Here is a 22,840-nt window from a genome sequence, read left to right as displayed (position 1 = left end):
TCCTCCCTTGGTTCTTGTTCAATCGCGCGGTCCGTCAGGACGGCGGGACCTTGATTGTCCCTGCTTGTCGCAGCTGTTCGATCTCATCCGGCGACATCCCGATCTCGCGCAGGATGTCGCCGCTGTGCTCGCCGATACCGGGTGGATCGTAGCGGTTGGACAGCCGCTTTCCGTCCATGGCAATCGGCAACAGCGGTGTCTTGACCTCGTTACCGTCAGGCAAACGGATGTCGGTCAGGCCGCCGGATTGGTTGAGATGCGGATCGTCGAAGAGATCGCCGGGCTTGTTCACCGGTGCGTAGGGCAGATCGAGCTGCTCGAGCCGCTTGGAGAGATCGGCCTTGTCCCATTGCTTGAAGATATTTGCGATTTCCGGGATCAACCAGCCGCGATGATCGACCCGGTCATTGCTGGTGGCAAAGCGGGGATCGGAGAGCCAAGCTTCGCGAGCGAAGGCACGGCAGAACGCTTCCCATTGCTCTTCACCGACGATGGTGACGAACAGTTTCGAGCCATCCCTGGTGTCGAAGAGGTCGTAGACGGGCCACGGGCTGTCCTTGATCGAATAGGGGATCGATGGCTGCCCGCTGACCACCTCGCACATCATCGCCTGGGCCATCAGGAACACGTTGTTCTCATACAGCGCACTCTGGATGTAGCGGCCCCGGCCGGTGCGCTGCCGCTCGGCGAGCGCGGCCTGGATCGCGATCACACCGAACATGCCGCCCATGACGTCATTGACCGAGGCGCCGGCGCGCATCGGCCTGTCGGGCAAGCCGGTCATGTAGGCGAGGCCGCCCATCATCTGCACGACTTCGTCGAGCGCCAGGCGGTTCTCGTAAGGACCAGGCAGATAGCCCTTGAGCGAGCAATAGATCAGGCGCGGTGCGAAAGCCGCGACGCTCTCGTAGTCGAGACCAATCCGCTTCAACAGGCCCGGCCGGAAGTTCTCGATCAGCACGTCGCTGTGCTCGAGCAGTCTGCGTGCGATGTCCTGGCCCTGTGCTGTCGACGTGTCCAGAGCGATGCTGCGCTTGTTGCGGCTGTAGGTCGCAAAGAAGCCGGCGGCAGGTCCCTTGAAGGCGCGGGTACGGTCACCCTTGGGCGGCTCGACCTTGATCACGTCGGCACCGAGATCGGCCAGGATCAAGCCGCAGCTCGGCCCCATCACCATCTGGCTGAACTCGATGACCCGAAGGCCCGCCAACGGACGAAGCTCAGATCCCGTCTCACGCACAGCCATGGTCATGCCGCGCTCCGCAGGAGCTTGGGAATTCCGGCCTCGTGCAGATGCCCGGTCAGATGGTCTGCGGGGATGTGGCGGGCGAGAATCTCGCGGGTCTGCATCAGGCGGTCGAGGTCGATGCCGGTGGAGAGCCCCATGCGCTCCAGCATGAACACCAGATCCTCGGTGACGATGTTACCGCGTGCGCCTGGAGCGAAGGGACATCCGCCGAGGCCGGATACGGCGGCATCGAAACGGCGAATGCCCGCTTCAAGGCCGGCGACGGCATTGGCCAGGCCGGCGCCGAGCGTATCGTGCAGATGCAGCCGCAGCGTCATTTGCGACCCGAGCTCGCGCTGCACCGCCCCGACGATCTGCCGGATCGATTTCGGCGTCGCATAACCGACGGTGTCGGCAAGCCCGATCTCGTCGGCACGCGCTTCGGCAAAAGCGCGCGCAACCCGGCACACCGCCGCTTCGCTCACCTCCCCTTCCAGCGAGCAGCCGAAGGAGGTGGAGATCGCCCCCATCAAGCGCGGCCGCTGCCCCAACGGCTGGGCGTCGATCGCAGCGCGGACTGCGCGAAACCCCTCGACCTGCTCGTCGACCGAGCGGCGCACGTTTGCGCGGTTGTGCGTCTCGCTGGCCGAGATGACGAAATAAACGGCGTCGACGCCGGCGCCGATGGCGCGCTCGGCGCCCTTGGAGTTAGGCACCAGCGCGCCGATGGTAGTCGATTTGTGCATGAGCGCATGCGCCATCACCGTATCAACGTCGGCGAATTGCGGCACGACCTTCGGCGGAACGAACGACCCGGCATCGATCTCGCGTATGCCCGCGGCGGCGATCATGTCGATCAACGCGCATTTGGCCTCGGTCGGAACGAAGATGTCCAGGTTTTGAAGACCATCGCGGGGCGCGACCTCGCAAATGTGGACATCGGGCTCGCGGGCCATGTGGGTCTCCCTCGGGACGATTGTATATTATTGCATAAAAGAACAATCCATGAGACAGTCTGTCAAGCCCTAAAACTTGCGTGCACTGCAATGAGCGCCACCGACAGTTCCCGACCGCGCAGCGACAAGAACGGTTCCGAGCGGGCCGAGCAGCTCGCCGGCCTGATCATGGCGCTAGCCCGCCGCGAAGGCATGAAGGCCGGAGACCGCTTGGTCGAACAAAGGCTTGCGGATGCGCTGGACCTTTCACGCGCGCCGATCCGGCTCGGCCTGAAGGCCCTGGAAGCGGCGGGGCTGGCACGCGGCGAGCCGCATCGTGGCTTCGTGCTGGCGAAGAATCCGACCAGCGGCGCCGCCCAACCGGCGCTCGCGGCCGTCAGGCGCGGCGAGCAGGTTTATACGGCCATCGCAGGGGACGTGCTCGCGAGCCGACTCCCAGCCGACGTCACGGAGGCGGAGCTCTTGCGCCGCTATGATCTGAGCCGCGCGGAGTTGCAGCGGCTGCTGGACCGTATCGCCGCCGAGGGCTGGATCGCACGCCTGCCCGGCTATGGCTGGCGTTTCGCGGAGACGGTCTCGAGCCCCGAAGCGCAGGCGCAGGCCAAGGCGTTTCGCGCAGTGATCGAGCCGGCGGCGATCGCACAGCCCGGCTTTGCGCTGCCCCAGGAGGTGATCACACGCCTGCGCGAGCGCCAACAGCGGGTCTTCGACGGCGAAATCGAGAAGATGACGATTGGCGAGATCTTTCACTCCGGCTGCGAATTCCACGAGGAGATCATCCGCGGAACAGGCAATCCATTCTTCCTCGAAGCGCTCAAGCGCGTGAACTCGATCAGGCGCCTGTTCGCCTATCGCAGCTTCGCCGATCGTGACGGCATGAGGCGGCACGTGCGCGAGCATCTGCGCCTGCTCGACGTTCTGGAAGCGCGGCGCTACAGCGAAGCCGCCGACCTGATGGCCCGGCACCTGCAGCGTCCGCTGGTCGCCGGCGTATCGTGATCCTGCCGACCTTGATTCCGGTCAATCTTCTCGGCGCCGCCTGGCGCTAAGAATGCCTCATCATGGGGTGTGGAGCGGAAGTCCGTGGCCAACCGGCGACAATTCATCACGACCGCGCTCGGGCTTTCTGCGGCAGCGATCGGCAGCCCTTCCGCCGCGCTGGCGGCGATGACCTATGACGAGGCCATCAACGCGTCACGGGCTCCGCTGCGAGCAGGCCAGAGGGATCGCGAGCTCGTCCGGTTTGCGACGCTTGCGGCCAACAGCCACAACACCCAGCCGTGGATCTTCGCCGTCCGCGGCAATGTCATCACGATTGCGCCTGACGTCGCGCGGCGCTGTCCGGCCGTCGATCCCGACGATCATCATCTCTTCGTCAGTCTCGGCTGTGCCGCCGAAAACCTCATCCTCGCCGCGGCCACGCTGGGCTGGCGCGCCGATCCGGTCGTCGACGGCGATCGCATCGTGATCACGCTCGACGAGGCCGCTCCTGCCGCATCGGCCCTGGCCGATGCAATTCCCGTCAGACAATGCACCCGCGCGGCCTTCGCCGGCAAGCCTGCCGCGCCCGAGATCCTGCGCCAGCTCGAGAACGCCTGCCGGCAACCCGGCGTCGCTGCGATCCTGATCACCGAGCGTGCCGGGATGGCTGAGGTCACCGACTATGTGCTCGAAGGCAATTCGGCGCAGATGCGCGACAAGGCCTTCATGCGCGAGCTCGTCGACTGGATCCGCTTCAACGAGGCAGAGGCGGTCGCGACGATGGACGGGTTGTTCGCGCCCGCATCGGGAAATCCTGCGCTGCCGTCCTGGATAGCCCGGCCGCTTCTGAAGCTGTTCTTCACCGAAAGCGGAGAAAACAAGAAATACCGCGAGCAGCTTGACAGCTCGGCCGGTGTCGTCGTGCTTGCTGCCGATCGCAGCGACACCTCGCACTGGATCGCGGTCGGCCGCGCCTGCCAGCGCTTCGGCTTGCAGGCGACCGCACTGGGACTGAAATATTCCTTCGTCAACCAGCCGGTCGAGGTCGCAGCACTGAGGCAGCAATTCGCGACCCGACTCGGCCTCGGCGAACGACGCCCCGACATCGTGATGCGCTTCGGCACCGGCCCAAGCCTGCCGCAATCGCTGCGGCGTCCGCCGGAGCTGGTGATGCGACCCTAGCGCCGAAGGCCGCTCAGCGCCGGCGATTCGCCGGGCAGCATGTTCGATCTGATATCGCTGTCCATGCGGCCCGATTCCTGCTGGGTGTAGCCGACGCCGAACGACAGGCTGAGATTTGAGGTCGGCTTGAATTCGACACCCGCAAACCCGCCATAGCCGGGCGCGGCGGTGGAGGTGAGCGGCGCCAATGAGCTGCCGATGCCGTTGCCGTATTTCAGCGTGTCGAAGCCGGCGAAAAAGGTGACGGGCATGCCGCCGCCGGTCTTCATCTGATAGCCGAATTGCGTGCTGTCATAAGAGAGCGCGCTGAAATTGCCGAGCGAGCCCGCCTGGTTGAAGCCGCTCAATCCGAGATTGCCGCGTTCGCGACCGATGAAGAAGCCGTTCGCAGAGCTCGTACGCCAATCGGCCTCTCCGGCGTTGAAGCCCGCAAAGTTGCCATAGCTGTCGGAGCTCAGGCCGGCAGCGCCGCCAAGGCCGAAAGGCCCGCCGGGAATCCAATATCGCAGCGGCGCCACTTGCGCGTGAACCGGCGCTCCGCCGAGGCAGAACACGGCGAGAGCTGCAAGAGCGCATGAGCGTGCAAGGTCGAACATTCTGGCTACCGTCTAAAAGCCCTTAAAACTATACTCCTCGACCGTCATCAATGCCAGCGGAGTGACCGCGCCGGCCCTCGCGGCCGCAGGTCTTTCGGGGAACCGCACCTAATGCCGGACGATCCGCTGCTCACCCGCCTGACATCCGTTGTTGCCGATGTACCTGGCGTTCAAGCTGTCGTACTCGGCGGCTCTCGCGCGCGGGGCCGCGCGCATGCGGCCTCGGACTACGATATCGGACTCTATTTCAAGTCAGCGCTGGACATCGGACGGTTGCTGGCCGCCGCGAAGACGATAGCGGACGATCCCGCCGCCACGACGGTGACGCCCGTCGGAGAATGGGGGCCCTGGATCGTCGGCGGCGCCTGGCTTTCGGTGGGAGGCTGCAAGGTCGACCTGCTCTATCGCGACGCCGACGCGGTCGAGGCCGTCATGGAATCCTGCGGCGCCGGCGTGGTCACCATGGACTACCAACCCGGCCATCCGCATGGCTTCTGCTCGGCGATCTGGATGGGCGAGATCGCATATTGTCAGCCGCTGCACGAGCCGACCGGCCTGATTGCCCGGCTCAAGTCGATCGCGATTCCCTATCCGGAGCCACTGCGCAGCGCCCTGATCCGGCGCTTCCAATGGGAAGTCCTGTTCAGCATCGAAAATGCCGAGCTCGCGGCCGCACGCAACGAGTGGACCCACGTCGCGGGCTGCCTCTACAGATCGCTCGCCTGCGTCGCGCAGGTTCTGTTCGCACTGAACGAGCGCTATCTGATCAACGAGAAGGGGGCGCTGCAGGAGGCAGCCGGCCTGCCGCTGACGATTCCACACCTGGTGGAGCAGGCCGACGAAATCTGGCGACTCGTCGCTGATGGCGGTTTCGCGCAGGCCTGCGCAATGCTGCGGCAGGTCGACCGAGAATTGAAGGCGCTGGCTCACCCCGGCGGAACAGCGCCGTAAAGGGTGGTTATGCGGTCTTGTCGACCGAAGACGACGAATCCGCCGGCGGATATTTCGTCACCGGCACCATGAAGGATTTGGTGCCGACCTGGTAGATGATCTTGCCGTTCTGCCCGTCGTCGCTTGCGATCTGCGTCTGTCCGAACATGATGACGTTCTTGTAGACGAAGCCGGTGCCCTTGCGGGTGACGCCGTCGGTGGTGACGCTGACCTCGGCCTCCTTGCCATTGACCGACAGCACCTTGAAGCTCGCGCTCTTGCCGTTCTCGCTGGAATAGCCGCCCCAGCTTCCCATCAGGCGGCTGTCGGACGCCGGCGGGTCCTGCTTTTGCAGATTTGCGGTCTGCTTGCCGACGCCCCCGAACGAGAACAGCATCACCATGTTCTTGCCGTCCTTGGTGCCGACCGTAACCCCGCCGAAGGTGATGAGCGTGCCCTGAACCTCGCCGAAGCCGCGCTCGGTGCGTCCGTTGTAGGTGTACTCGACCTGCGCCCGGGCCCCGCGGATGTTGACGACCTTGAAGCCGACGGGCTGGTTGTTGCCGACCCAATTGCCCTTCCACTCACCGAGCAGAGCGCTCTGCCGGTACAGCCGCTCGTTGGCGGGCGAAATCTGGCTGGTGCTCGATGTGACGATGGCCATTGGATTGCTCGGACGGGCCTGACAAACCCGCTTTCGCACGCTTGGGCAGGTCAGGATGCCGGCGGGAACGAACAGTAACGATGCGATTAGGGCCACGCACCCGTTAACGAGCCGTTAAGCGCGCGTTGGCCGGGCGGGCAAAAGGTCTCAGCCGGAACTGGCGGGCGTGATGCCGCCGGAAAAAACCGCCCCCTCACCGCCCCCAGCGATCGGACCAGATCTTCTCGCCGATGAGGCAATTGACGCGCGGCTCCTTGTCGGCAACCGGCATCACGGGCCGCTCCGGGGTGCGGCCGGCGATTTCCATCAGCAGCTTGGTGCGGATCGCTTCCTTGAACTTGTCGCGCTCCTTGATCGTGATGACGAAGGACCCCGGTCCCCCGATGACGCAGTCCTCGTAATAAAGATCGAGATTGTCGATATCCATGGTCGAATAGGACGGCTCCTTGACCATGATCGGCAGGCCGTTGATGACGATGCCTTTCTCCAGCGCGGCGTCACGCGCCATCGTGACCGGGCCGCCATTGTTGTTCGGACCGTCGCCGGAAATGTCGATGACGCGGCGCAGGCCGCGATAGGGATCCTCGTCGAACAGCGGCATCGCGAAGTTGATCGCGCCTGATATCGAGGTGCGCGAAGCGCGCCGGATCGGCGTCTTCATGATCTCGGCGGCAACCGCGTCCGCCGTCTCCGGACCATCGATCAGCCGCCAGGGAATGATGATCTTCTGGTCGCTGGAGGCGGCCCACTCGAAATAGGTCACTGCGATGCGGCCGTTCGGGCCGAGCTTCAGCGCCTGCAGGAACTCCTTCGACTGGATCGCCTGTGCATAGCCCTCGCGCTGGATCGCGAGCTCGTCCATGTCCATCGAGTAGGACACGTCGACCGCGAGGATCAGCTCGACATCGACGCTCTGCGCGTCCTTGTCGGCCGCAAGCCGCTGCGGTTGAGTTCTGGGCGATTCGAATTTGGGTCCTGGTGCCGCGATGCCCGCGACGTCCCCTCCGGCGAACATGCCGGCCACCAGCACAGCCCCGATCGAGAACAGCAAACGCATCGCAGTCTCCCGTCGTATGACGCGATGGTGACATGCAATCGGCTTGCCGCAAAGGCCGAAGATCGCTTGTGCTTCACATTCGAGTTAGGAATTCACACGTTACGCAAGTCTGCCGCCATGTTGCCGTGCTTGCGTCGGGAACAGGGGCGATCTCAAGAGCCGTCGTTCCGGGACTCGCGAAGCGAGGGCCCGGAATCCAGCTGCCGGCGGAGGCACGCGACCCCGCCCACTTGTCCGGCACGATTTCCATGCTAGGTTGGTCGCAGATGGGGATGGAGTCCCCCGACAACCGCCCGGCGATCGATGACCTCATGGGCTGATGACTCCTGCTCGAGGAGAGGCAATCTTGGGCCTCTGCCTTTGGCGGGAGCATGGACACACCCGCCGATGGCGGGTTTTTTGTTGCCTGCTGGCGGCCGGCAGGCGAATGCGAGGGGACCACGAAGACGTGACGATGACGACACCGAATGCCGTACGTACCACACTGCCCAGAGGGATCTGGGTGCTCGGCTTTGTCTCGATGTTCATGGACATCTCCTCCGAGATGATCCACGCGCTGCTGCCGGTCTATCTCGTCACCGTGCTCGGCGCCTCCACCCTCACCGTCGGCTTCATCGAGGGCATTGCCGAGGCGACCGCCTCGATCACCAAGATCTTCTCCGGTGCGCTGTCGGACTGGCTCGGCCGCCGCAAGCTGCTCGCCGCGCTCGGCTACGGGCTAGCCGCCTTCACCAAGCCGCTGTTCCCGCTCGCGCCCAGCGTCGGATGGCTGGTAGCGGCGCGCTTCATCGATCGCGTCGGCAAGGGAATTCGCGGCGCGCCGCGCGATGCGCTGATCGCAGATATCGCCCCCGTCGGCCTGCGCGGCGCGAGCTTTGGCCTGCGGCAATCGCTCGACACGATCGGCGCCTTCCTCGGCCCGCTCGTGGCAATCGGCCTGATGTGGTGGACGGCAGACAATTTTACCCTCGTGTTCTGGGTGGCGGTGCTGCCGGCCTTCCTGTCCTTCGGGCTGATCGCGTTCGCGGTGAAGGAGCCGGAGCCCGATCCGAGCCGGAAACGTGCGGAAAATCCGCTCAATCTCGCCGCAATGCGCCAGCTCGGAGCGGTCTATTGGCGCGTCGTCGCCGTGGGCGTCGTGTTCACGCTCGCGCGCTTCAGCGAGGCCTTCCTAATCTTGCGCGCACAGAACATCGGGCTCGACGTGATGTGGGTGCCGGCTGTACTGGTGCTGATGAACGTCGCCTATGCACTGTCGGCCTATCCGGCCGGCGTGCTGTCGGACCGGATCAACCGGACCGGCCTGCTCGCGCTCGGCCTGGTCTTCGTCGCCGCGGCCGACCTCGCGCTGGCGCTGCTCCCGAGCCTTGCGGGCCTCGCGCTCGGAGTCGTGCTGTGGGGACTCCATATGGGACTGACGCAGGGCCTGCTCTCGGCCATGGTCGCCGATGCCGCCCCGCCAAGCCTGCGCGGCACCGCCTTCGGCTATTTCAACCTGTTCACCGGGCTTGCCTTGCTGGCTGCGAGCGTGATCGCGGGTGCGCTGTGGGACGCCTATGGACCGGCGGGAACGTTTCTTGCCGGGCTTGGATTCGCGCTGGTTTCGCTGGTGGGGCTGCTCGCCGTCGGCAAAGGTCTGGCCACCGAGGGCAAGTGAAGCAAATGGCGAAGTGGGGAACGAGACATTGAACATTCAATACATCCTCGCCGTTGCCGGCGGCGGAGCGCTCGGCGCGGTCATACGCTATCTCGTTGCGATCGGGTCGGGCCGCGCGTTCGGTACGGATTTTCCGTGGGGCACGCTGATCGTCAACGTCACCGGATCGTTCCTGATCGGCATTTTTACCGCGCTGTTCGCGACCAAATGGAACCTGCCGCAGGCCGCGCGGATCTTTCTGACGGTCGGAATTTGTGGCGGGTACACGACGTTCTCGACGTTCTCACTGGATGCCTGGTATCTGATCGAGCGCGGCCAGACATGGGCATCTGCCGCCTACATGATTGCGTCGGTCGTGCTGTCGGTGGGCGCTCTGATCGCCGCATTACAGCTCGTTCGCGCACTTCCGTAACTCACGCAGGGCGCAAGTCGTGCATTCCTGCCCAGCCGCGACGGCATAGTGGCGAGCGGCCGCATATCTTGGAGCGCTCCCCGCTCCTGCGGTATGATGTGTTGGCTGGTGGCTCATTCGAGCCAGGGCGTTTCGGGACACGATGAACGACACCGTCACCAAACCGAAAACCAGGACCAGGACCAAGGTCGAGCGGCCGAAGCTCCACAAGGTCATCCTGATCAACGACGACTACACGCCGCGTGAATTCGTTACCATGGTGCTGAAGGCCGAATTCCGCATGACCGAGGATCAGGCCTACAAGGTGATGATCACCGCGCACAAGCTGGGCGCCTGCGTGGTGGCCGTATTCACCAAGGACGTCGCCGAAACCAAGGCAACGCGCGCCACCGACGCCGGCCGCGCCAAGGGCTATCCGCTATTGTTCACGACGGAGCCGGAGGAATAGGCTTCATCCTGCGACGATGAATGTCCTTCAGCTCAGTGCACATCACGCCATCACCACCGGCGTCTCCTCCGCCAGCCCGTAGACGCGCTGCGCCTTGGAAAATCCTGCGATCGGAAACTCGCCGAGCTGGTGCCAATCATGGCGGCAGACATTGGCAAAACCTTCCGAGGCGACGACGGTCCGCCCCAGGCGCCCCGTGATCTTCTCCAGCCTTGCCGCGAGATTGACCGCCGGGCCGATGCAGGTGAAGTCGAGGCGGTTGCCGCCGCCGATATTGCCGTAAAGGATGTTGCCGACATGCAGCGCGACGCCGAAGCGGAAGCGCTCGACGGCCTCGCCGACCGGAAAGGCGAGCGCCTCGACGCTGGCGCGCGAGTCGCGCGCCGCCGCCAGCACCTGCGCGCAGACATGAGCGGCATCGCCGACATATTCGTCGATCGGGAACACGGCGAGCAGGCCGTCGCCCATGAACTTCAGCACCTCGCCGCCATGGTCTCGGATCGCCGTGACCTGGCAGTCGAAATAATGATTGAGGATCTGGACAACCGTCTCGGGCGGCAGCCGGTCCGACAGCGCGGTGAAGCCGCGCAGGTCCGACAGCCAGATCGCCGCCTGCATGGTGTCGTTGTGACCGCGGCGGATCTGGCCGCCGAGGATGCGCGCGCCGGCGCGATTACCGACATAGGTGTCGAGCAGCATCTCGGCGGTGCGGCGCATAGTGATGATCTCGCTGATGCGTGCGAGAGGCGCTATGAGAGCTCGGATGGCTGCGATGTCGTCGTCGCTGAAGCCGCCGGGCTGCCGCGTGATCCAGCTCGTCGCGTGAGTGGAGCCGTCGAGAAAAGGCACCGGCACCGCGATATAATCGGTCGCGCCTTCGGCGTGCATGTCCTCGAGGAACGGAAATCGCTTGCTGTCGGGGTCGCCTGCGCGGCCCCTGACCTCGATGCCCTGCTCGAAAACCACGCGAAGCGGGCTGTGGGCGAATTGGGGCGTGTCCAGGATCTCAAAATCGACGCTGCCGATTTCAACTCCCTCGCCCTGCCGCCAGATGAAGTTGCGGCCGAAGACTTCGGGATGCAGCGTGCGGATGAAGATGCCGAACCGCCACAGCGGCAGGCCGGCCGCGACCAGACGTTCACAGAAATCGGCAATCCCTACGGCCGACTCCTGAGCCGCCCAAGTGCCGTCGATCAGCCAGTTGGAGATGCGCTGAAGCTCGGAGCTGTTCATGGCCGCATTTGCGGACGAAGTTGCAGGGCCGTCAAGCTGCGCGGTGGACTAGTACCGCGAGTTCAACGCCCGACCTGTCCGCGATCGCGCAGGAAGTGATCGGCCAGCACGCAGGCCATCATGGCCTCGCCGACGGGGACGGCGCGGATGCCGACGCAGGGATCGTGGCGGCCCTTGGTGAATATCTCGGTCTCGGTGCCTTGCCGATCGACGGTGAGACGCGGCTGCAGGATCGACGAGGTCGGCTTCACCGCGAAACGTACCACCACGGGCTGCCCGGTGGAGATACCGCCCAGCACGCCGCCGGCGTGGTTGGAGAGGAAGCGCGTGCCGTCATTGCCGGAGCGCATCTCGTCGGCGTTCTGTTCGCCCGTCAGTTCCGCCGCGCCAAAACCGGCGCCGATCTCGACGCCCTTCACCGCGTTGATGGTCATCATCGCGCCCGCCAGATCGGAATCGAGCTTGGCGTAGATCGGCGCGCCGAGACCTGCCGGCACGCCCTCGGCGACGACCTCGATCACGGCGCCGATCGAGGAGCCGCTTTTGCGGATGCCATCGAGATAGGTCTCGAAGAACGCGGCCTTGTCCTTGTCGGGACAGAAGAAGGGATTCTTGGCGACCTCGTCCCAGTCCCACTTGTCGCGGTCGATCTTGTGCGGGCCGATCTGCACCAGGGCGCCTCGCACCTTCACATCCGGCAGCACTTTCCGCGCGATGGCGCCTGCGGCAACGCGCATCGCGGTCTCGCGCGCCGAGGAGCGCCCGCCGCCGCGATAATCGCGCAGGCCGTACTTCGCCTCATAGGTGAAGTCGGCATGACCGGGACGAAACTTGTCCTTGATCTCGGAATAATCCTTCGAGCGCTGGTCGGTGTTCTCGATCAGAAGGCCGATTGGCGTGCCCGTCGTCACCTGAGCGCCGGTCTCGGGATGGGCCATCACGCCGGATAGGATCTTCACCTGGTCCGGCTCCTGGCGCTGGGTGGTGAAGCGCGACTGGCCGGGACGGCGCCGGTCGAGATCCCGCTGGATGTCGGCCTCGGTGAGCGGGATCATCGGCGGGCAGCCGTCAACCACGCAGCCGATCGCCACCCCATGGCTCTCGCCGAAGGTTGTGACGCGGAACATGTGGCCGAAAGTGTTGAAGGACATCGCTGCTCGCGGGTTCGTAAGTCAATGCTGACTTAACTCGCCCTGAAATAGGGGTCAAATATCGGCGAAGCCTTCATGGCCGGGCTTGTCCCGGCCATCCACGTTCTTGGTGGCTGCGAGCACGAAAGTCCGTGGATGCCCGGGACAAGCCCGGGCATGACGGCGGGGGCGAGGCAGCGCTCCGGGCTAACTAAACTTCTCCAACCGCCCGTCGCGGAACACGTAGACGGCGCCCTGCTCGATATAGAGCTCGGCGGCGCTGGCGGGCGTCTCGAGGCCCAAGGCCACCATCAGAGCTCGGCAGGTCCCGCCATGGGCCACTGCGACGGTGTCGGACAGGAGCTGGTCGTACCAGGTGCGCACGCGGATCTGCACGTCGGCGTAGGTCTCCCCGCCCGCAGGCCCCACGGTCCATTTGTCGGCGAGGCGCCTTGCATAGATGTCCGGATCCCTCGCCTCACTCTCGGCCAGCGTCAGCCCCTCCCAGGTGCCGTAGCCGATCTCGCGCAGACGATCGTCGAGCGCGTAATCGGCAGGCGGCAATTCGAGCTTGCCGCGCGCGAGCTCCATGGTCTGGCGCGCACGGCCGAGCGGGCTCGACACGTAAGCCAGCGCGGCCTTGTCGCGTCCGTCGCGCTTGAACAGTTCGGCGAGAATGCCGCCGGCCTGCACGGCCTGGCTGCAGCCGCGCGCGTTCAGCGGAATGTCCCTGGTGCCCTGAAGCCTGCCGAGCGCATTCCACTCAGTCTCGCCGTGGCGAAGATAGTAGATCGTAGGCTTGGGCATTTCAGTTAGAGGCTAGTCCTTCCCGCCAAGCGAGATATCAGGCGCATCCGGCCGCTTCATGCCGAGCACGTGATAGCCGGAATCGACGTGGTGCACCTCGCCGGTGACGCCGCGCGAGAGGTCGGAAAGGAAATACAGCGCGCTGCCGCCGACGTCTTCGGTGGACACGTTGCGCCGCATCGGCGCGTTGGTCTCGTTCCACTTCAGGATATAGCGGAAGTCGCCGATGCCGGACGCCGCCAGCGTCTTGATGGGACCTGCCGAGATCGCGTTGACGCGAATGTTCTTCTCGCCGAGATCGGCAGCGAGATAGCGCACGCTGGCTTCCAGCGCCGCCTTGGCCACGCCCATGACGTTGTAGTGCGGCATCCACTTCTCGGCGCCGTAATAGGAGAGCGTGATCAGCGAGCCGCCATCCGTCATCAGCTTCTCGGCGCGCTGCGCCACCGCCGTGAACGAATAGCAGGAGATCAGCATCGACTTCGAAAAATTCTCCTGCGTGGTGTCGACGTAGCGGCCGTCGAGCTGCTCGCCATAGGCGATCGCATGCACGAGGAAGTCGATCTTGCCCCATTTCTCCTTCAGCACAGCGAAGACGGCATCGATGGTCGCGGCATCGGTGACGTCGCAATGGCCGAGCACGAGGCCGCCGATCTCGGCGGCGAGCGGCTCGACGCGCTTCTTCAGCGCATCGCCCTGATAGGTGAAGGCGAGCTCGGCGCCAGCGGCGTGGCATGCCTTGGCGATTCCCCAGGCGATCGAGCGGTTGTTGGCGACGCCGAGGATGACCCCGCGCTTTCCTTGCATCAGACCCGAATTCTGCGCCATTTTTGCACGTCCCGTCGAACTCTCGTTGAGGTCTGGAGGTACACCAGCCCTCCCTCGCGGTACAGCCCTAATCCGCAGCATTAACGCTGTTTCGAGTGCCGGAATAGCCGTTCCGCTTGGGTGTTATGATCGCTATAGGCGCGCGTCGAACGCCAGGGATGTCAGGACCGCAATGAGTGCGTTTCGCCAGAGTGTGGAAGCCATGATCCCGGCGTTGCGCCGCTACGCCCGCGCGCTCACACGCGATGCGGATGCGGCCGACGATCTGGTCCAGGATACGTTGGTACGCGCGCTGCGTTCGGAGCGGCTGTTTCTCGGAGGCGACGTCAGGAGCTGGCTCTATACGATCCTGACCAACCTCAACAAGAACCGGCGGCGCTCGCTGGCAAGGCGGCCGCAATTCATGCCGCTGACGGACAACAACCCCGATGCCAGCGGGACCGAGGCCGAAGGACGCGACATCGAGAAGGCGCTGACCACCCTCGTCGAGGAGCAACGTTCGGTGCTGCTGCTGGTGATGCTGGAAGGCATGAGCTACCGCGAGGTTGCCGACATCCAGGGCGTGCCGATCGGCACCGTAATGTCGCGCCTGGCGCGCGCAAGAGCCCACGTCAAAGCCTCGCTGGAGGGCGAGCGTACGACGCTCAGGCGGGTGAAATGATGGCCGGGTCGATGCATCGAACGATCTCCGCCCGCAGCCGGATAGTGAGCTGCGCGAAGCTAACTCGCAGAAGACATTTTGGGCCGCAGAGCCAGAGACGACCGATATGAACGACCGCAAGATTCCAGTAACCGAGGACGAACTGCACGCCTATGTCGACGGCGAGTTGCCGGCCGAGCGACGCGCCGACGTCGAGGCCTTTCTTGCCGCCCACCCCGAGGACGCCGAGCGGGTGCAGTCGTGGCGGACCATGGCCGAGATGCTGCACGCGCGTTACGATTCGATTGCCCATGAACGGGTGCCCGCACGGCTCGAGCTCGAGAGGCTGGAGCGCCGCCCGCGGCAATGGTTTTACGGCGCCGCCGCGGCCGTGCTGGTCGCCTTCGTCGCCGGCGGCACCGCCGGCTGGGTGGCGCATGGCGCCGCCAACGCGCCCTCGACCTTCCGGAGCTTTACGGCGGACGCACTCGACGCCCACCGCCTCTATGTCGTCGAGGTCCGCCACCCCGTTGAGGTCGGCGGCAACGAGCGCGATCACTTGCAGGCCTGGCTGACCCGGCGCTGCGGCTGGACCGTGTTCGCGCCGAACCTGGAGGCGAGCGGGCTGAAGCTGGTCGGCGGCCGGCTGCTACCGGGACCGAACGGTCCGGCGTCGTTCCTGATGTACGAGGGCGCCTCGGGCGAGCGGTACACGATCTACAGCGCCAAGACCGAGAATGGTGCAACGCAAATGCGCTACGCCAAGACGGACAAGGACGGCGCGTTATTCTGGTCCGAGCGCGGCGTCGGCTACGTCGTCAGCGGCAGCAGCGATCGCGAGCGGCTGACCAAGGTGGCGCAGGCCGTCTACGACCAAGCAGAGAAAAACGGCACCTAGACAACCGCGCAAGGCCAGTGCCCAGATTCCGTCATCGAAAATTTGGAATCAGGACATCGACACGTCTCATTATCGCACCGGGTGCTCACGCGATTATGAGTGGCGTTCGATCCGCCGATCGACGCGGGCGGCCTCGATTGGGGTTTTTGGTACCGCGCTGGTCCCCCTCTCGAGGCCGCACCTTTTTATCGGCTGCCCCGCCGGACAGCCGACACGTCGAGACCATGAAGCGCTACCACGCCTCAGGCGTATGATGGGCATCATCTCCAGGACGATGCCGTGGTCCTTTAGGAGAACCCCTTCAGTTCGCTCTCGCCCTAACCGACACCGCTACGTGGATTGTAGGGGTGTTGGTCCCGCCACTTCTCCATCAATGCTTCAAGCTCGGCGTCGTTCCCGTCCGGTAGCATAATCCTGATGATGACGAAGAGATCCCCGGTTCCGCCGGCTTTCGGCAGGCCCTTGCCCTTGAGGCGGAAGGTCCGGCCGCTGGACGTGTTCTTGGGGACCGAGAGCTCCACGGCATTGCCGAGGGTCGGCACGCGGACCCTGCCGCCGAGCACCGCCTCGTAGAGCGTGACCGGCAGGTCGATCCTGAGGTCTGCGCCCTCGACCTTGAAGAACGGGTGCGGTGCAATGTTGATGGTGATCAGGAGATCGCCGGGCGGATGGCCCTGCGCACTTTCTCCCTGCCCCCGCAGCCTGATCTGCTGGCCCTCGGTGACCCCGGCCGGAATCTTGACGTTGAGCTCCTTGCCAGTCGGCAGCCGCACACGCTTCTCGCCGCCCTTGACCGCCTCTTCCAGCGAGACGCTCATGGCGACGTTGACGTCGAGATCGAGCCCGATGCCGCCAGTGTCGAACTCGAACTGGGCGCCGCCGCCGGCTCCGGGCCGTGCGCCGCGCATCCCGCCGCCGAACATGCTGTTGAGGATGTCCTCGAACGCACCGCCGCCCGGGCCGCCCGCACCGCCGCTTCGGAACGTATAGCTTTCGAACCCGCCTGGGCCCGCGCGGCCGCGAGGACCGCCGCCGCCCGGAAAACCCTGGAAGCGCGGCTTGCCCTCGGCGTCGATCTCGCCCCGGTCAAACTGCTTGCGCTTGTCCTCGTCGCCGAGGATCTCGTTGGCCGAGTTGATCTCGGCGAAGCGTTCGGCAGCCTTCGGATCACCCTTGTTGCTGTCAGGATGGTGCTTCTTGGCCAGCTTGCGATAGGCGCTTTTGATCGCGGCAGCGCTGGCGCTCCGCGGCACCCCCAAGACCTCATAGGGGTCGCGCATTCGTCACGTCTCCTTCAAGAAATCGAATTGTTCAAAGGGCTCCCCGCCCCACCTGCGGGTGATGTGGGAAGAGAGTGGCATTTTTGCAACTAGGAACGCGAGCTGAAGCTCTATCTTTGGAGCATGGTCTGATCGGAAAACCGGTTCCCACGTTTCCGGATCATGCTCAGCTCCGCCACGGCTTTAGCGTATGAATCTCCCAACGGCCACGACCGCTTTGGCAGCCGGCGCCCTGGAGCCAGCTTTCGGTATTGCCGTTGACGTAGCTCGCCAGGAAGTCGCGGCATTTGCGCCCGTCCTCGGCGGCATAGGACTGGGCGATGGGCGTCACCGAGCCGCGCGCCCCTGTCTCCGGATTCTCCCAATGCTGGCTGGAATCCTTGTCGCCCTTGCTGAGGACGTCAGAGGCGGCGTTGCGGGTGAAGGCGAGATCGGTCTCGGTCGGGGGAGCGTCCTTCGCCGGCCGCGCGATCGAGCCGGTGAGGTCGCTGTCCTCGGCCTTGGCATAGGCGCTGCCGTCGTTGCGGGAAAAGCTGCAGCCGCCGGCACCAAGCCCGATCAGAATCATCGTCACGACGAAGCCGGACGGCCGGATCGCCGATAGGCCAACGCGTCCCCATGCCCTATATAGGGCGGTAGCGGACAACAACGCGTTTTGGGCCGCGGGACGCAACTCGGACTCCGGACATGACCGACACGACCTCGATGAAACACCAGACACCCTTAACATCCGGTGATTTCACCGCCGCCGACGAGCCATTTGCGTTGTTCGAGGCCTGGCTGAACGAAGCGGTCAAGAGCGAGCCGAACGATCCGAACGCCATGGCGCTCGCAACGGTCGATCCCGACGGGCTGCCTGATGTGCGCATGGTGCTGATGAAGGGCTTCGATACCGAGGGTTTCGTCTTCTACAGCCACATCGCCAGCCAGAAGGGCCGCGAACTCGCCGCAAATCCTAAGGCAGCGTTACTTTTTCACTGGAAGTCGCTGCGCCGTCAGGTGCGCATCCGCGGCAACGTGACGCCGGTGACCGACGCGGAGGCCGACGCCTATTTCGCGACGCGGCCGAAGCAGGCCCAGATCGGCGCCTGGGCGAGCAAGCAATCGCAAGAGCTGGAGAGCCGGTTCGCGTTCGAGCAGGCCATCGCCAAGGTCGCGGCCAAATACGTCATCGGCGAAGTGCCGCGGCCGCCGGGCTGGAGCGGCTGGCGCATCACGCCGGTGCGGATCGAGTTCTGGCACGACCGCCCGTTCCGCCTGCACGACCGCATTGAATTTCGCCGTGACGCGGCCGGCCAACCGTGGTCCAAGACGCGAATGTATCCGTAAGCTTTGGGCCGACCTGAAAGATGTCCATGCCGCATTCGTCCAATGCGCCGCGCCGTACGCTGCTCCTGACCGGAGCCAGCCGCGGCATCGGCCACGCCACCGTGATCCGTTTCTCCTCGGCGGGCTGGCGCGTCATCACCTGCTCGCGGCATCCTTTCCCGGAGGACTGCCCCTGGGACGCAGGGCCGGAGGACCACATCCAGGTCGACCTCGGCGATCCCAAGGACACCGCGCGCGCGATCTCGGAGATCCGCAACCGGCTCGAGGGCGGCACGCTGCATGCGCTGGTCAACAACGCCGCGATCTCGCCGAAGGGCGCCGGCGGCTCGCGGTTGGGCTCGGTCGACACCGACCTCGATACCTGGACCCACGTCTTCCATGTCAACTTTTTCGCGCCGATCATGATGGCGCGGGGGCTGATCGAGGAATTGAAGGCCGCCAAGGGGTCGGTCGTGAACGTCACATCGATCGCGGGCTCGCGCGTGCACCCCTTCGCAGGCGCAGCCTACGCCACCTCGAAGGCCGCGCTCGCAGCGCTGACACGCGAGATGGCCTCCGACTTCGGCCGCATCGGCGTCCGCGTCAACGCGATCGCCCCGGGCGAGATCGACACCTCGATCCTGTCGCCGGGCACCGAGAAGATCGTCGAGCAGCAGATCCCGATGCACCGCCTCGGCACGCCCGACGAAGTGGCAAAGATCATCTACGTGCTGTGCACGGACACCAGCTCCTACGTCAACGGCGCCGAGATCCACATCAACGGCGGCCAGCACGTGTAGGCGGGCACTGTCATTGCGAGCGAAAGCGAAGCAATCCAGACTGTCTCCGCAAAGACAGTCTGGATTGCTTCGTCGCGGAGCCTGTCATCCGGCCCGCCGGAGGCGGGACCGGGTGGCTCCTCGCAATGACGGAAGTGGAAATGGCCGCTCAGGGAAGCAAGGCGATCCAGACAACGCCGCCGCAAGACCTGGATCGCCCTTACCTTCCGTTCCTCAATCGAGTCGAATCCGACGTGACCGCTCGCGCGGCCGCGGAGCGGCCGTGCTGAATGCAGTCGAGCAGTCGTCGTCGTTCTCACCATCGAGCAGCGGAGCACCACAGTGCCGGCACATGCGTGCCGACATCGACGGCGCCTTGCCGCTCGCCAGAACCTGACGGTAGTTCGCCAGATCGATGACGTTGCGGGGCGACGTTATGTGTTTCTCAACCATGGCTGTTCCTCGCGGCTACGCCCTGCTTATCGCAGACAAGTTTCGCGCAAACGTTCAGCCCACCGCTCAAATTTTACCGGAGGAATTGCGGCATGACACACGCGTCACCGCGTCGCCGCAATCCCGATCGATTCTGCGACACGATTCATCGTGTCTATGCGAGCGGCGTAAGGTCTCGGTAGGTATCTTTGCTCGCGCACGATCCTACAGCCACTTCTTCCACTTGAAGATCCAGTAGGGGACGATGGCGGCGATCAGCATCATCACCAGCGCCATCGGATAGCCGTGCACCCATTCGAGTTCCGGCATCACCTTGAAGTTCATGCCGTAGATCGAGGCGATCAGGGTCGGCGGCATCAGGACAACGGCCATGACCGAAAACAGCTTGATGATGTTGTTCTGCTCGAGATTGACGACGCCGAGCATGGCGTCGAGCACGAACGTGATCTTGCTGGAGAGATAGGAGGCGTGATCGGTCAGCGAGGCGACGTCGCGCTGCATGGTCTTGAGCTGCTCGCGCATGTCCTTCGACCACTTCACGCCCTCGACCACGGCGGACAGGAACGTCACGACGCGGCCGATCGACACCAGGCTCTCGCGAACCTTCGAGGTCAAGTCGCCCTTGCGGCCGATCGAGATCAGAATCTGGGAATATCGCTTGGCATGGCCGTGGCGCTCGCTCTCCGGCTCGAAGATCTCGTGGGAGACCTGGTCGATCTCGGCGCCGCAGCGCTCCAGAATGTCGGCGCAGCGGTCGATCACGGCGTCCAGGAGCTCCATCAGCACCATCTCGCCGGTGATCGAGGGCGTGCAGGAGCGGGCGAGCTTGGCCTCGACCAGCGCAAAGGGCTTGGGCAGGTCGTAGCGGACCGTCACCAGGCGGTGGTCGCCGAGGATGAAGGTCACCGCCGTGGTCCGGGGCATGTCGGTATCGGAGTGGCACATCAGCGTCGCGGTCATGTAGCGCGCGCCGTTCTCCATATAGAGGCGACTGGAGATCTCGATCTCCTGCATGTCTTCCCGGGTCGGGATGGCGATGCCCGCCAGCCGCTCGACCGCCTTGTCCTCGGCAGCCGAGGGGTTGACGAGATCGATCCAGACTGCGTTCTCCGGCAGCGCTGTGAGATCCTCGACAACCGCCTTCTTGAGGGAGGTCTCGGAGGGAACGAACACCGAAAACATCAAAAGCTCCAGAGATCCTGCGACAGAACGACAGCCCTTAGCGCGATTCTGACAGGTTCACGATGACAACAACATTAACGGAGCGTTTGCATCTGCGGCGGCCCTAGGGCTCAACTGTGGCGCCGGAGGAACAGTCTGGCGCGTCTTACCAAAAAAACCCGCACGACACCCCCAAATTTGCGGCAGAAAAGCCACAGCTGGGGTCTTACAGCCCTGGAAAACGGCTTCAGCGCTGGAATTGTGGCAGATTTCAACCATAATGGGCTTAACGGAGTCGAGGAACTTGGGCGCTACGCTCAGGTCCCTTCCGCACGGTATTGTTTTGATTGGAACCAAACCATGTCGTCGCTGAAAATTATGTTTGGGATTTTGGCCGCTGGCCTGATGCTGTCGGGCTGCATGCAGGCCACGACGCGTTACGAGGCGACGGACACCAAGGCGTTCAAGCCCAAGGACAAAGAACTCCTTGCCAAGGTGAAATACGAGAATACCGCGGTCGCAGAACCGTTCCGCCGCGCCATTGTCGAATTCCACCGCAAGGAAGCGCCGGGCTCGATCGTGGTCGATTCCGACAACCATTACCTCTATTACGTGCTGGAGGGCGGCAAAGCGATCCGCTACGGCATCACTGTCGGCGAAGAGGCCATGGCCTGGTCGGGCATCGCCAAGGTGGCCAGCAAGACCGAGTGGCCGGCCTGGCACCCCACCCCCGGCGAAATCTCGCGCCTCGGCGTGCCGACCTATGTCGCACCCGGACCGGACAATCCGATGGGCTCCCGCGCGCTGTACCTCCATTCTGGGGGCAAGGACACGCTGTTCCGCATCCACGGCACCAACCAGCCGGAATATATCGGCGCCTCGATCTCGTCAGGCTGCATCCGCCTGACCAACGAGGACGCGATCGATCTCTATGATCGCGTCAAGCTCGGCACCCTCGTCGTGGTGCTCGAGCCCAAGCACGGCGATTCGCCCTACAAGCCGCGCCTCGCGCTCCAGGGCGGTTCCAGTTCACCCTACTAAGCAGGCCTTGCCCGAGGCCTTTCAAAGGCGCCGGTTTCACCGGCGCTTTTTTGTTGCCGGCTGGTGCGATCGGGCTTTGTTGCCATCCGCCGCCGGCTTGTCCGCAGGTGCAGCAGGCTTTTCCGCCTCACCGCCGTCGGCGCCCTCCTTTGCCTCGGGCTTGGCCGCGACCTCGCGCGGCGGTGCCTCCTCGGGACGCTCCGCCGGCAGCAGCGGTGCGACCTGAGGCAGCGGATCCCACACGTTCCATTGGCAAATCCGGTAGTCGTTGCGTCGCTGCGCGAGATCGAGATGGATGTGGTCCTCGTGGTACCAGTCCGAACCCGGGCCTAGCACGGTGGAAAAGCGAGTGCAGACCGAGTGCAGCACGCGCTCGCGCACCTCGCGCGAGGTGGTGCGGTCGGTCAGGCCGATCGACTGCCCATTGGCGAGCTTGACGGCGCGGATGTCGATGGCATTGGCTTTGCCGTGCTCGGACAGCATCGCGCCGGCCACGCGGTTGCGGCCGCGGCACTCGAAGCTGTCGAAATTGTCGAGCTCGCTGACGGCGGAGCCGAGGCTGGTCGCCAGCGGCGTCATGTCCTTGCGCACCCAATCGGCGAGCGCGGACGCCATGGTGCAGCGGAGGATCGCCGCCGGCTTGACCGTCACCTTGCGCTTGTCCGGCAGCACGATGGCCTCCAGCCGCACCAGATCCTCGCCGCCGCAGGCACCGGGACCGCGGATATCCGGAATGGACGGCGCGATCGCGATCTCCTCGGTCAGCGCCAGCCGGCAGGCCGAGGCCTGCTTCTCGGGCGGCGGCGCGGCCTCGGCGGGCTTGTCCGCACCTGGCTTGTCGGGGGACGGCTTGCCGTCTGCCTGCGCCGCCCCCTCATCCGACGCTTTGGGGGCCTCCTCGGGACGCGGTTTCGGCAGCGGAATCCTGGCGGCGCGAACGGTTGCGCGGAGCTTCGGTGCTCCAATGTTGAAGATATCGAGCGGCGCATGATATTTCCGCGCCTCTGCCCTTTCGGCGATCAGCAACAGCCCCGCCGCAGCGGTAACCATTGCCGCCCCGGCGGACATATAGCCGCGACAAGACCATTTGCGACGAAAGTCCGGCAGGCTAAAACTCATGGCAATTCTTTGGCCCAACGCTGAGAGCGATAACGCGCCCAGCGACTTCTCGGAG

25 protein-coding genes and 1 riboswitch are annotated in these 22,840 nt (G+C 64.6%); of the genes, 11 read left to right on the top strand and 14 right to left on the bottom strand.

Features of this window, described 5'->3' with window-relative positions; translation table 11 throughout:
• Positions 1 to 34: 34 nt before the first annotated feature.
• Together I6F09_RS10760 and I6F09_RS10755 are read right to left on the bottom strand one after the other, a co-directional pair.
• On the bottom strand, positions 35 to 1,249 hold the full coding sequence (locus I6F09_RS10760; protein WP_225188023.1) for a CaiB/BaiF CoA-transferase family protein: 1,215 nt from the start codon (positions 1,247 to 1,249) through the stop codon (positions 35 to 37).
• A complete protein-coding gene (locus I6F09_RS10755) occupies positions 1,246 to 2,181 on the bottom strand; it encodes a hydroxymethylglutaryl-CoA lyase (RefSeq protein ID WP_225188022.1) in 936 nt (311 codons plus the stop codon). Before I6F09_RS10755 ends, I6F09_RS10760 begins: the two co-directional genes overlap by 4 nt.
• On the opposite strand from I6F09_RS10755, the gene I6F09_RS10750 reads away from it, so the two are divergent.
• On the top strand, positions 2,125 to 3,180 hold the full coding sequence (locus I6F09_RS10750) for a GntR family transcriptional regulator (RefSeq protein ID WP_225188021.1): 1,056 nt from the start codon (positions 2,125 to 2,127) through the stop codon (positions 3,178 to 3,180). The two genes, I6F09_RS10755 and I6F09_RS10750, sit on opposite strands and share 57 nt — an antisense overlap.
• A gap of 84 nt (positions 3,181 to 3,264) precedes the next feature.
• A complete protein-coding gene (locus I6F09_RS10745) occupies positions 3,265 to 4,344 on the top strand; it encodes a Tat pathway signal protein (RefSeq protein WP_225188020.1) in 1,080 nt (359 codons plus the stop codon).
• Here the strand turns inward: I6F09_RS10745 and I6F09_RS10740 are convergent.
• A complete protein-coding gene (locus I6F09_RS10740) occupies positions 4,341 to 4,940 on the bottom strand; it encodes a hypothetical protein (protein ID WP_225188019.1) in 600 nt (199 codons plus the stop codon). The genes I6F09_RS10745 and I6F09_RS10740 overlap by 4 nt on opposite strands.
• A gap of 111 nt (positions 4,941 to 5,051) precedes the next feature.
• Here I6F09_RS10740 and I6F09_RS10735 point away from each other — a divergent pair, with 111 nt between their 5' ends.
• Entirely contained in the window at positions 5,052 to 5,891 is an 840-nt protein-coding gene (locus I6F09_RS10735) for a nucleotidyltransferase domain-containing protein (protein ID WP_225188018.1), read from the top strand.
• A gap of 7 nt (positions 5,892 to 5,898) precedes the next feature.
• Here the strand turns inward: I6F09_RS10735 and I6F09_RS10730 are convergent, their stop codons facing one another.
• The gene (locus tag I6F09_RS10730) at positions 5,899 to 6,534 is read right to left on the bottom strand and encodes a hypothetical protein (RefSeq protein ID WP_225188017.1); all 636 of its coding nucleotides are present in this window, start codon (positions 6,532 to 6,534) and stop codon (positions 5,899 to 5,901) included.
• A gap of 193 nt (positions 6,535 to 6,727) precedes the next feature.
• The gene (locus I6F09_RS10725; RefSeq protein ID WP_036004084.1) at positions 6,728 to 7,591 is read right to left on the bottom strand and encodes a DUF1194 domain-containing protein; all 864 of its coding nucleotides are present in this window, start codon (positions 7,589 to 7,591) and stop codon (positions 6,728 to 6,730) included.
• Between the two features lie 259 nt (positions 7,592 to 7,850).
• A riboswitch (Fluoride riboswitch) is annotated at positions 7,851 to 7,927 on the top strand.
• 118 nt (positions 7,928 to 8,045) lie between these two features.
• Here I6F09_RS10725 and I6F09_RS10720 point away from each other — a divergent pair.
• The 3 genes from I6F09_RS10720 (at position 8,046) to clpS (ending at position 10,108) form a co-directional block, all read left to right on the top strand.
• Positions 8,046 to 9,248: an MFS transporter gene (locus I6F09_RS10720; protein WP_225139685.1), complete on the top strand. Its 1,203-nt coding sequence runs from the start codon at positions 8,046 to 8,048 to the stop codon at positions 9,246 to 9,248.
• A gap of 28 nt (positions 9,249 to 9,276) precedes the next feature.
• Positions 9,277 to 9,660, top strand: coding sequence for a fluoride efflux transporter CrcB (crcB, locus tag I6F09_RS10715; RefSeq protein WP_036004076.1), 384 nt, complete (start codon positions 9,277 to 9,279; stop codon positions 9,658 to 9,660).
• Between the two features lie 142 nt (positions 9,661 to 9,802).
• The gene (clpS, locus tag I6F09_RS10710) at positions 9,803 to 10,108 is read left to right on the top strand and encodes an ATP-dependent Clp protease adapter ClpS (RefSeq protein WP_036004073.1); all 306 of its coding nucleotides are present in this window, start codon (positions 9,803 to 9,805) and stop codon (positions 10,106 to 10,108) included.
• A 42-nt stretch (positions 10,109 to 10,150) separates the two neighbouring features.
• On the opposite strand, the gene I6F09_RS10705 is transcribed toward clpS, so the two are convergent.
• From I6F09_RS10705 to fabI, 4 genes are all read right to left on the bottom strand, one after another.
• Complete coding sequence (locus tag I6F09_RS10705; protein ID WP_225188016.1) at positions 10,151 to 11,341, bottom strand: adenylate/guanylate cyclase domain-containing protein; 1,191 nt, start codon at positions 11,339 to 11,341, stop codon at positions 10,151 to 10,153.
• A 62-nt stretch (positions 11,342 to 11,403) separates the two neighbouring features.
• Positions 11,404 to 12,492, bottom strand: a complete 1,089-nt coding sequence (aroC, locus tag I6F09_RS10700) for a chorismate synthase (RefSeq protein WP_036026145.1) — start codon at positions 12,490 to 12,492, stop codon at positions 11,404 to 11,406.
• Positions 12,493 to 12,678: 186 nt separating this feature from the next.
• Positions 12,679 to 13,278 (bottom strand): histidine phosphatase family protein, encoded by a 600-nt coding sequence (locus I6F09_RS10695; RefSeq protein WP_225139687.1) that lies wholly within the window; start codon positions 13,276 to 13,278, stop codon positions 12,679 to 12,681.
• A 12-nt stretch (positions 13,279 to 13,290) separates the two neighbouring features.
• Complete coding sequence (fabI, locus tag I6F09_RS10690) at positions 13,291 to 14,106, bottom strand: enoyl-ACP reductase FabI (RefSeq protein ID WP_018648668.1); 816 nt, start codon at positions 14,104 to 14,106, stop codon at positions 13,291 to 13,293.
• Between the two features lie 172 nt (positions 14,107 to 14,278).
• On the opposite strand from fabI, the gene I6F09_RS10685 reads away from it, so the two are divergent.
• Together I6F09_RS10685 and I6F09_RS10680 are read left to right on the top strand one after the other, a co-directional pair.
• Positions 14,279 to 14,767 carry an RNA polymerase sigma factor gene (locus I6F09_RS10685; protein ID WP_225155412.1) on the top strand — a complete coding sequence of 163 codons (489 nt, stop codon included), beginning with the start codon at positions 14,279 to 14,281 and terminating at the stop codon, positions 14,765 to 14,767.
• Between the two features lie 106 nt (positions 14,768 to 14,873).
• A complete protein-coding gene (locus I6F09_RS10680; protein ID WP_036004055.1) occupies positions 14,874 to 15,644 on the top strand; it encodes an anti-sigma factor in 771 nt (256 codons plus the stop codon).
• 317 nt (positions 15,645 to 15,961) lie between these two features.
• Here the strand turns inward: I6F09_RS10680 and I6F09_RS10675 are convergent, their stop codons facing one another.
• Positions 15,962 to 16,924 (bottom strand): J domain-containing protein, encoded by a 963-nt coding sequence (locus I6F09_RS10675; RefSeq protein WP_225112631.1) that lies wholly within the window; start codon positions 16,922 to 16,924, stop codon positions 15,962 to 15,964.
• Between the two features lie 166 nt (positions 16,925 to 17,090).
• Positions 17,091 to 17,492, bottom strand: coding sequence for an RT0821/Lpp0805 family surface protein (locus I6F09_RS10670; protein ID WP_346730116.1), 402 nt, complete (start codon positions 17,490 to 17,492; stop codon positions 17,091 to 17,093).
• A 119-nt stretch (positions 17,493 to 17,611) separates the two neighbouring features.
• Between I6F09_RS10670 and pdxH the strand changes: the two genes are divergently transcribed.
• Complete coding sequence (gene pdxH, locus I6F09_RS10665) at positions 17,612 to 18,253, top strand: pyridoxamine 5'-phosphate oxidase (protein WP_036004041.1); 642 nt, start codon at positions 17,612 to 17,614, stop codon at positions 18,251 to 18,253.
• Positions 18,254 to 18,279: 26 nt separating this feature from the next.
• Positions 18,280 to 19,032 (top strand): SDR family oxidoreductase, encoded by a 753-nt coding sequence (locus I6F09_RS10660; protein WP_036004050.1) that lies wholly within the window; start codon positions 18,280 to 18,282, stop codon positions 19,030 to 19,032.
• Positions 19,033 to 19,245: 213 nt separating this feature from the next.
• Here I6F09_RS10660 and I6F09_RS10655 read toward each other — a convergent pair whose 3' ends face one another.
• Positions 19,246 to 19,464, bottom strand: a complete 219-nt coding sequence (locus I6F09_RS10655; RefSeq protein WP_035696491.1) for a hypothetical protein — start codon at positions 19,462 to 19,464, stop codon at positions 19,246 to 19,248.
• A gap of 204 nt (positions 19,465 to 19,668) precedes the next feature.
• Complete coding sequence (locus I6F09_RS10650) at positions 19,669 to 20,646, bottom strand: magnesium transporter CorA family protein (protein ID WP_109144626.1); 978 nt, start codon at positions 20,644 to 20,646, stop codon at positions 19,669 to 19,671.
• A gap of 339 nt (positions 20,647 to 20,985) precedes the next feature.
• Here I6F09_RS10650 and I6F09_RS10645 point away from each other — a divergent pair, with 339 nt between their 5' ends.
• Positions 20,986 to 21,666, top strand: a complete 681-nt coding sequence (locus I6F09_RS10645) for a L,D-transpeptidase (RefSeq protein ID WP_036031037.1) — start codon at positions 20,986 to 20,988, stop codon at positions 21,664 to 21,666.
• A gap of 36 nt (positions 21,667 to 21,702) precedes the next feature.
• Here the strand turns inward: I6F09_RS10645 and I6F09_RS10640 are convergent, their stop codons facing one another.
• Positions 21,703 to 22,785 (bottom strand): extensin family protein, encoded by a 1,083-nt coding sequence (locus I6F09_RS10640; RefSeq protein ID WP_225188015.1) that lies wholly within the window; start codon positions 22,783 to 22,785, stop codon positions 21,703 to 21,705.
• Positions 22,786 to 22,840: the final 55 nt, after the last annotated feature.

The sequence above is a fragment of the Bradyrhizobium sp. IC3195 genome, from assembly GCF_020193585.1.
In the GTDB taxonomy this organism is placed as follows: Bacteria; Pseudomonadota; Alphaproteobacteria; order Rhizobiales; family Xanthobacteraceae; genus Bradyrhizobium; species Bradyrhizobium yuanmingense.
The sequence above is the reverse complement of the archived record's forward strand: the minus strand, read 5'-3'. Positions and strand labels throughout refer to the sequence as shown.